This window comes from Bartonella saheliensis (assembly GCF_902162175.1).
The window spans coordinates 131,504-141,910 of sequence record NZ_LR607197.1 but is presented as its reverse complement, the minus strand read 5'-3'; the positions used below and the strand labels follow the sequence as shown (position 1 = coordinate 141,910).

The 10,407-nt window shown below is 40.8% G+C and carries 5 protein-coding genes; 4 read left to right on the top strand and 1 reads right to left on the bottom strand.

What is annotated here, in order from left to right:
• Positions 1–303 precede the first annotated feature (303 nt).
• From acs to FS875_RS02400, 4 genes are all read left to right on the top strand, one after another.
• The gene (gene acs, locus FS875_RS02415; protein WP_144752550.1) at positions 304–2,247 is read left to right on the top strand and encodes an acetate--CoA ligase; all 1,944 of its coding nucleotides are present in this window, start codon (positions 304–306) and stop codon (positions 2,245–2,247) included.
• 482 nt (positions 2,248–2,729) lie between these two features.
• Positions 2,730–3,389 (top strand): cell division ATP-binding protein FtsE, encoded by a 660-nt coding sequence (gene ftsE, locus FS875_RS02410; protein ID WP_012232498.1) that lies wholly within the window; start codon positions 2,730–2,732, stop codon positions 3,387–3,389.
• Positions 3,382–4,335, top strand: coding sequence for a cell division protein FtsX (locus FS875_RS02405; RefSeq protein WP_144752547.1), 954 nt, complete (start codon positions 3,382–3,384; stop codon positions 4,333–4,335). Before ftsE ends, FS875_RS02405 begins: the two co-directional genes overlap by 8 nt.
• Before the next feature lie 4 nt (positions 4,336–4,339).
• Entirely contained in the window at positions 4,340–5,002 is a 663-nt protein-coding gene (locus FS875_RS02400) for a YdcF family protein (protein ID WP_144752545.1), read from the top strand.
• A gap of 430 nt (positions 5,003–5,432) precedes the next feature.
• On the opposite strand, the gene FS875_RS02395 is transcribed toward FS875_RS02400, so the two are convergent.
• Positions 5,433–10,391: a DEAD/DEAH box helicase gene (locus FS875_RS02395; RefSeq protein ID WP_144752542.1), complete on the bottom strand. Its 4,959-nt coding sequence runs from the start codon at positions 10,389–10,391 to the stop codon at positions 5,433–5,435.
• Between the last annotated feature and the right edge of the window lie 16 nt (positions 10,392–10,407).

Sequence of the window (10,407 nt, the reverse complement as noted above, 5' to 3'; positions counted from 1 at the left end):
ATATTAATATTTAGTAAGTTTATTCTTTTAAAAAACACTCTCACTCTCCCTTCTTTTTTATATGACATTTTTTTAATGTCTTTAATAAAGCTCTGTACCACAATAGGCTCTACCGCATTTGCGTGCCCTAAATAAGCATAAAATACTCATCTGAAGACAAACATATCAGATTTTAAAATTGACTATTCCAATCTTTGTCATTTAATCTACCCTCAAAATGAAAAGCTTATGGGGAAGTTTTGCCTAAAAATACCATGGCTCATTTTCCCTACAATAAATGAATGAAATGAAAAGAGGGAACTTATGTCTGAAAAAATTTATCCAATATCAGATGATATAAAAAAAAATGCTCTCATCAATGAGGAAACCTATCAACAGTGGTATCAAGAAAGCATCAATGATCCAGAAAGCTTCTGGGCAAAACATGGTCAATGTATTGAATGGTTTAAACCTTTCACAAAAGTAAAAAATACTTCTTTTAATGATGATGTATCGATTCAATGGTACGAAGATGGAATAACAAATGTTGCCTATAATTGCATTGATCGCCACTTAAAAACTCATGGAGATAAAATCGCTCTGATTTGGGAAGGAGATAATCCCTATCATGATAAAAAAATAACCTATAATGAGCTTTATGAACATGTTTGTCGTTTTGCCAATCTCTTAAAGAGCCGTGGCATTAAGAAAGGCGATAAGGTAACCATTTATCTTCCCATGATTCCCGAAGCAGCCTATGCCATGCTCGCTTGTGCCCGCATTGGTGCTGTTCATTCGGTTATTTTTGCGGGCTTTTCTGCTGAAGCAATAGCAGGACGCCTTGTTGACTGTGAATCGACCTTCATTATTACCGCTGATCACGGATTGCGTGGTGGCAAACGAATTAACTTAAAAGACAATGTTGATCATGCCATTGAGATTGCATCTCGTCAAAATGTGTGTGTCGATCAAGTTATGGTTGTACGGCGAACTTGTGGACCAATCGCTTGGGTAGAAGGGCGTGATTTTTGGTACCATGAAGAAATCGCTCATGCCAAAACAGACTGTCCAGTAGAACCCATGAATGCTGAAGATCCGCTTTTTATTCTTTATACTTCGGGCTCAACCGGCAAACCCAAAGGTGTTTTGCATACCACAGCGGGCTATCTTGTTTTTGCAGCAATGACTCATCAATATGTTTTTGATTATCATCCCGGTGAAGTTTACTGGTGTACAGCCGATATTGGTTGGATTACAGGACATTCTTACTTGGTTTATGGACCTTTATGCAACGGCGCCACCACTTTAATGTTTGAAGGTACCCCAACCTTTCCTGATAAGGGAAGATTTTGGGAAATTGTCGACAAACACCAAGTGAATATATTCTACACCGCACCAACCGCTATCCGCGCCTTAATGGGAGCGGGAAATTCGTTTGTTGAACGCTCAAAAAGAACATCCTTACGTCTCTTAGGAACTGTAGGAGAACCAATTAACCCAGAGGCATGGGAATGGTTTTATCACAAAATTGGAAATGACCGTTGTCCAATTCTCGATACATGGTGGCAAACAGAAACAGGGGGGCATATGATCACACCTTTGCCTGGTGCAATACCCCTCAAAGCAGGCTCCGCCACACGTCCTTTTTTTGGTGTTCAACCCCAAATTGTTGATGCTGAAGGCAATGTTTTAGAAGGTGAAGCAGAAGGCAATCTTTGTATCATTGACTCATGGCCCGGACAAATGCGCACGCTCTATAAGGATCACGAGCGCTTTATTCAAACGTATTTTTCCACCTATAAAGGAAAATATTTTACAGGCGATGGTTGTAGACGCGATAGCGATGGCTATTATTGGATTACAGGACGGGTTGATGACATTCTCAATGTCTCAGGGCACAGGTTAGGAACTGCGGAAATTGAATCCGCCCTTGTTTTGCACCCTGCTGTATCAGAAGCCGCTATTGTTGGTTACCCACACCCCATTAAAGGACAAGGAATTTATAGTTTTGTCACTCTCATGGAGGGGCAAACATCCAGTGACCAATTGCGGAAAGAGCTTATTCAACATGTCAGAAAGGAAATAGGCTCCATTGCTATCTTGGATAAAGTTCAGTTTGCTCCGCAACTTCCCAAAACGCGATCAGGAAAAATTATGAGACGTATTTTACGCAAAATTGCTGAAAATAATTTCGATAATTTAGGAGATACTTCAACCCTTGCCGAACCACAAGTTGTTGAAGATCTGATTGCCAATCGACAAGATTAAGGAAAAGCGACAAAATACAACATACGGTGGTTTTTGTTTTTTGCACAAATATCTCGGCATTGTTATAAAAGCCACCGATGAAAAAAACTTCCAAATGGGAATATACTTCTTAAATGGAGATATGCATGTGAATTAAGAAAATGAGATAAAAAGAGCCACTGAGCTTTTCTAAATTGCCTTTTTAATGGCTTTATGCCCACTCAATGCAAAAAAGTCTCTGGGGAAGTAGGAAAGATAATTCTGATGTTTATACTAGAATCACTTTGAATTTCCTGCTAAAATTACAAATAAAGGAAGAAAGAGCAAGTATAAATAATAATATTTTTGAGCAAGAATATTTATCGATAACAAAAGCGCAGAAAAAACCACGAAATCTAAAATGAGCAAGCTTACAACAAAAGCTTAACGCAATAAAAAGAAAAAATTTTTAAAATAAATTTAGAATAAATGCTACAAGATAAAATCAGGAGTAAGAACGAAAAGTGATTCATTTTGAAAATGTTGGTCTGCGCTATGGAATGGGCCCAGAGGTCCTTCGCGATATTAGCTTTCATATTCCTGCTGGCTCATTTCAATTTCTCACGGGAGCCTCTGGGGCGGGTAAAACGTCATTGATGCGTCTGATGTTTTTAGCACTCAAACCAACGCGTGGTCATATTGATTTATTTGGAACAGATACAGCTTTACTCAAACGACAAGAGCTCCCAGCTCTGCGACAACGTATCGGTGTGGTTTTTCAAGATTTTCGTCTGCTTGACCACATGACCACTTATGAAAATGTCTCTTTGCCCTTACGCATTAAAGGGCAAGAAGAAGCAACCTATCGCAGTGAAGTAGAAGATCTTCTCTGTTGGGTAGGTCTTGGCGATCATATTCATGTTTTACCACCGGTTCTTTCCGGTGGGGAAAAACAAAGAGTTGCCATTGCACGCGCACTGATTGATCAGCCTGAAATTCTTCTTGCAGATGAACCAACAGGAAATGTCGATCCGCCCTTAGCCAAACGCCTGCTACGTTTATTTATCGAATTAAACCGTTTTGGAACGGCTGTCATCATTGCCACCCATGATATCGCCTTAATGGAACAAGTTGCAGCACGACGTATGCTTCTCCATAATGGACGGATGACAATTCATGAATAAATTTTTCTCCATTTTTACCAGCAATAAAAAAAACACAACGGCGATTATCCCCAGTAGCAACATTTCTGGGCAAGCGTTGGTTGCCGTGATTGCTATTATGACATTTCTCTCAAGCCTCACTTTAATTGGTGTTGATTTAATCCAGCGTTCTGCCAAAAATTGGAGCAATCAAATTAGCTATGAAGCCACAATACAAATACGCCCCGTTGACAATGTTGATATCAACAAAGCACTTCATGATGCCGTAACATTGGTTAAAACCTTTTCTGGTGTACAAGATGCAAAAATTGTTGACCAAAACGCCACCGAAAAGTTACTCGAACCATGGCTTGGAACAGGTTTTAATTTGAACGAATTGCCCCTTCCCCGCCTTATCATTGTCACCTTAAAAGAAGATGAAACAATCAATTTTGCCGCCATCAATCATGCCATTAAAACTCAAATTCCAGGTGGTCAATTTGATGATCACCGTGTTTGGGTCCATCGTTTTGCAACTATGGCATACACCACTGTTTTCATTGGTTTTTTAATTTTAGCATTGGTTTTAGGCTCTCTTATCCTCACCATCATTTTTGCCACCCGCAATGCATTGGCAGAAAACGCCCATATTATCAATGTGTTATATTTTCTTGGTACTGAAACCCTTTTCATTGCACGTCAATTTGACTGGCATTTTTTTAAAACTGCGCTGCGCGGTGCTTTATATGGTGGTCTCACAAGTATATTTTTGTTCTCAACCCTTTGTCTGTGGACAAATTATAACTTAGGAAGAGCAGAAGCCAGCCAAGTAACCGCTTTATTTGGACATATTTCCATAAATTCCATTCCTTATGGAAAAATTATTCTTCTTATTATTTTTGTTTCTTTTCTCACCACCCTTACAAACCGGATGACTATTTTAGCGCAGCTGAAAAAAATCGATCAATGTGAAAACGGTTTATTTTAATTTTATGACTCACAACAGCTCCAACTCATTGATACAACACGATTTAGAACGTCCTGTTTCAAAACGTCCCCACTATAGCTGGTCTCCCCGCTGCTTATTTCGCTATTTTCCACCCACAACCCTTACTCTTGCGGTCATGGTTTTTATTTTTTGGGGTGGTTTTATTATTTTTTCTGAAAAAACCGAACGGCTTTCTCCCCCAACGCCCCTTCCCAAAGCCGATGCCATCATCGTGCTTACAGGCGGAGAACACCGAATAGAGACAGGACTTCATCTCTTACAAAAAGGGCTTGGTTCACGACTCCTCATCAGTGGTGTAAACACCTCAACCAATCTAAAGGGGTTTATGCATAATATGCATATTAGCCCACGGCTTATCTCCTGTTGTATTGATATTGGGCATCAAGCAATTAACACCAGAGGAAACGCCGAAGAAAGTGCCGCTTGGATTAAAAAGCACCACTATAAGACCCTTTATATCGTCACCCATGATTACCACATATGGCGCTCCATGCGTGAACTTAAATATCTCATGCCTGATATCCATTTCATTGCCTATCCTGTAAAGAGCAAAGCTGAAAATCCAATACAACAGATCAAGCAAGCCCGCATTCTTATAGTCCAATATATTAAAACGCTCCAAGTTTATATCAGAACCACTTTCTGATTTCCCCCCTGATCCTTTACCCCGATACCCTTAAACCTTACCACCTTCTGACCACTTCCTAGTGTCTTCTCCATACCCTTCTCACAGGATTCCTCCATAAAGGTTTGACAAACAAATCCTCATGCCAAGCAAACGCCCCAATACACTTATGTATTATTACAAGACGTTGATTTATAATGATCATCTACCATAATTTATTTTAAATAAGCGTCTTAAATACCGTAAGATTCCCTCTTTTCAAATCTATTCTCTATTGAATCAATCAAAACTGTTTTGTTTGCACATCACAAGAAAAGAGAACCTGCGTGGCATAAAACTGTCCCAAAACAAAAGGCTTATCACAAAATTGGGGGCAGTGGATAATGATGCCGGCTTGGATCACGCTCCCTTAAAGAAGAGTGTTTTATCACCGCCCCCAAAGACCCTCATTTTACCGCACAATGGACAACTGAACCTTTTCAGTTTCTCGCACTTCCAATTTTGGAAGATTGCGCACAATTTTCATGGTTTCTAAGCTTACCGTAATAACCCGTTGAAACAATTCCAAAGGATAGGCTGGATTACCCACCGTCTCAACAGCATAGCGATTAGCATCATTCACAATCCCACTTGCTTTATCCGTTTTGATAATCTGCCGCTCCATCACCCATTCAAGAGCAGGCTTACCACTCACCACATAATCATAAGCTTCAAGAGGAATATTTTGCATGGTAATATTGCTATTATAAACCACGGTGCTTTTATCAATAGCCCCGCGCTTACCGGCAAATTTCATCGCTTGAACACGATAGAAACTTTCCGCATCAGCAATCACCCAAGTTTTTGGATCCCCTTGTTTATAGGTCACCGGATAGGGCTCAACCTCTTCGTAATTCATATGTAAATCGCCAAGCTTTCGCCCTGCTGTTACAAAAGCCCAAAAGTCTTCTGCTTTTTTAACCGTTGGAATCCGCGGCAATTCTTTAGACAGATTATGCGCATAACGCTTGCGATAATCCTCAGAGTGCAAAATCCCATAGACATAATAAAACAAATCATCCTTTGTAATCACTTCATCAGGATAAGCTGCCTTAAAATGCGCCAATCCCTCATCGGTGAGTGCATCACGCCGCTGCAAACCAGCTTTTTTTCTGCCTTCTGCAAGATTTGTGAATAAATGAACCTGATCTTCCTTTTTACCTTCGTAGAACTCAGCATCTTCGTAAAGATACCGTGGAAAACATTGGCTAGCAGTCATTACATTAAGATCGGGTATATCTTTAGTCATTAGGATAGAAAAATCACTTACTCCAACTCCTGTAACTTGAATAACTCTATTTTCAACCGCTTTTTCTAATGGAAAGATACGCGACATTTGGTAAATCATTTCATTAAAAGTACGATTATAATAGAACCACTGTCGTATAAAAGGACGATATGAGCTCTGAATAAGGCATGTCTCTTTAAACTCAAAAACCTTTTCCCTAGCTAACCTTTGTTTAAGTGCACGACTCCAACTGATTTTTTTGGCATCCGTGTTAACAAAATCGTCTACAGCACCTACACGTGTTTTACGATCAGAATGTGCATAAATATTATTAAAACGTTCGACTTCACTATTATAAAAAGCGATCATATTGCTCATATTATTGGCCAGAGCTTCACGACTTGAATTGTATGCCCAGGCATCACGACCAGTTTGTATACCACGAGAAAAAGTTTTGAATAGCTTTTTATCACAGCCCTTCTTATCACCCAAAGCTAAAAATTTTTCAAAATCACTGTTGCGCTGATCCAACCAATCACCATGCGCATCTGGCGTAATCATCTGCCAACCACGTTCACGCTTTATACCGTCAACACTGCACAACCGTTGAAGTTCAGAGAGCTTCTCTTTTGTCATGAGATTATTGCCAATATCATGATAGTAAATTTTACAAGGTTTTGTAACATTGGGATTTTTAACAAACAGCGTCACCGCAATTCCTGTCATGCTTCCACTACCGAAAACATTTTGCCCTTCTTGAGCGCGCCCTTTACTCATCATATTTTTACGAATATCACCCCGTAAATTGAGAACATAAATGTTTGAGAATTCTTTACTCAATTCTTTTCGTAAGCCATTCGTAGAATATCCATTGATAAAACCTGAATTTGTGACAAAACCAATAATGCCACAGTCTTTTATGCGATCACTTGCCCAGCGAATAGCACGAATATAACTATCATACAGTCCATTAACATTGCTCGCTTTGGATTGAGGGGCATAAGTTTCACGAATGCGGCGATCCAATTTAGGATAACCAATATTTTTTGCATTATCATTTTCGCTTTTTTGTCCAGAAGAATAAGGGGGATTTCCCACGATAACACGAATATCCAGTTCTTTCTGGCGTGCCCGTCGAGTGCTATTGGCCTCCAGCAAATCACTAATCAGATCTTTGTCTTGCTCATAAAGCTGAAATGTATCGGTCAGACAAATTCCTTCAAAGGGAACATAATCACCCCCCATCAGACCATGATAGCTTGTTTCAATGTTAATGGCTGCGATATAATAGGCTAAAAGCATGATTTCATTGGCATGAATTTCATGACAAAATTTGTGCTTCATTTCTTCTGGTTTTATCAAGCCTGATTGCAAAAGCCGTGTGATAAAAGTCCCCGTTCCCGTAAACGGATCTATGATGTGCACCCCTGATGAGCCAAGCGTTTGGCCAAATTCTTGTTTTAACACATCATTGACAGAATGAATGATAAAATCCACCACTTCCACAGGCGTATAAACAATGCCTAGTTTTTCTACTGTGCGTGGAAAAGCATAACGAAAAAATTTATCGTAAAGCTCTACAATTAACCTCTGCTTTGCTTGTGGATTGGTAATACCGCTGGCGCGTAATTTTACACTGGCGTAAAATTTCTCAAGATCTTTGGATTCCTTATCAAGATTTGCCTCATCAAGCACATCAAGAATCTGTTGCATAGCACGCGAAACTGGGTTCTCACGCGTAAACTGATAGCCTTCAAACAACACCTGAAAGACAGGACGCGTAATGATATGTTGTGCCAACATCTCAATCGCATCAGCCTCTGTAATCGTATTGTTTAAGTCATCGCGCAGTTCTGCTAAAAACCGATCAAAAGCTTGACGCGCCCTCGTCTCTGGCTCTGCCAGAATCCCTGTTAAGCGCGTGATATGATTCTTGGCAATCTCCGCAATATTGCTCGCCCAATCTTCCCAATAATCACGCGTTCCACATTTTTTAACGATCTTAGCCATGATGGCACGCGAAAGCTCATCCACAGAGAAGGAAAGTTGCCCTTTGTTCTCATCTATAAAAAGCAAATCACGCTCAGGACTTCCAATGCCCGATCGTGCCGGTTGTGAACGGACCGGAAGATTCTCGACAACAGCCGTCACAGCCTGTAACTCAGTACTCTGTGTCACCCCAATAATCTCAATCACATTGCTGATATCTTGCCCCAAGGATGCCTTATTAATCGTCGCATCAAAACGATCATCATGGGCGCGCAAAGCATTTAAAATTTGCCAAACAACCCGATATTTATCATTGTTGTTTAAAGCCTGTTCTGCTGGCGTATCAAAAGGAACACCAATGGGCAAAATGACATACCCCATCTTTTTGCCTTCACTGCGACGCATCACCCGCCCAACCGCTTGCACAACATCAATCTGACTCTTGCGTGGATTTAAAAACATAATGGCATCAAGAGCTGGAACATCCACCCCCTCAGACAAACAACGAGCATTGGTCAAAATACGACAAACCTTATCACCGCTATCCTCTTTCAACCAATCAAGCAGTGCACCACGATCCTTGGCATTAAAAGTACCATCAACATGCTCAATTTCACACTGCAGAAAATTCTCGTTTTCCGCATTCCCTTGCGTATACTCAAGATACTCTTCTACAACCGCAGAAAATTCACCACGGACCAGTTCAGAACTGCGAATATCTTTACAAAATGCCAAAGCACGCTGCATAGGATACGGATCAGCCCCAACATCAGCCTTCATATCCTGTTTTGTCAGCGCCTTATAACAGCCAATAATCTTCGTAGCATCATCAAGAATAAGTGCAGATTCGCTATCACTAAGGCGCTTTTGAACAGCAGAACCGATGAGTTTTTCGTCCATTGCTAAAACAATAACCTTATAGTCCGTTAAAAGGTTATGCTGTACAGCCCATGAAAACCCTCGATAAAAAAGTGTTTTACCAAAAAGCTTTTCATCATCCATCGAAGCGAGAACGGCATTGGCCTCATGTGCGCGACTTTTTGCATTATCCCCAAAAATGCGGGGTGTCGCTGTCATATAAAGGCGTTTTTGAGCACGAATAACATCATTGGAATGCACCTTCACAAAATTGGATTCATCCTCCCCCTCCAGCATTGCCCCTGTTGTACGATGCGCCTCATCACAAATGATCAGATCAAAAGTGGGAAAACCATAGTTTTTCTGAGCATCCGCAATTACCTGAATGGATTGATAGGTTGCAAACACCACACTCATCTCATCTGCAACACTCGTACCCGCCTGTTCTGCCAGTTTTGCTGCATCGGTTGTCGCTGGAAAAGCCAGGTCACACACATCAATTTCTGCAACATCAACACTATTTTTACGACGCTTTCCCACTTGTGTATCAGAACAAACCGCAAAGGAACGTAAGCCGATTTCAGCATCCCTGGTCCATTCACGCACCGTCTGTGACATCAGTGCCAAGGAAGGGACAAGAAACAAAACAAACTTGCCTTGACCAGCTAAATCCTCAGCAATCTTAAGACTGGTAAATGTCTTACCGGTTCCACAAGCCATAATGAGCTTACCCCGATCAGCCTGAGCAAGCCCCGCACGCACAAAACGCAATGCCTCCCCCTGATGGGGACGGAGTTTCTTTTTACCCTCCAACGCAATTGTGCCTTTGGCTGCAAAAGTCTCCCAACGAATTGGACTTTTTTTCAAATCAGAAAGATTGATCCGTGTAACAGGAATTTTTTGCCCCTGTATCATTGTTTCAGCATTGTCAGTCCAAGCATTGAGTGTACTATCTACGATCACACGCCGCTTAAATGGTTCTTTCCCTGATGCTGAAATAAAACTATCAATATCTGCTTTTTTAATCCGATAGGATTCATCATAAAATTTACATTGAATTGCTGCAAAACCATCTTCATGACGAAGCTTTGCCACCAAATCAATCCCAGTATCACGACCATCCCAACCATTTTCGTGTGCCCAATCTTTAAAAGTTTGAACCTTTTCATAACACTGAGACTGGAGAGGGTCATGGATCAGATAAGCAAGAACAAAGCGCTCAAAATACGTGCCCTTATCTCGTTCGGTACGGGCTTCATCACGATAGGTTCGTAAAAGCGATTGTAGCGTCGTCATGCTTTTTCCCCAATGA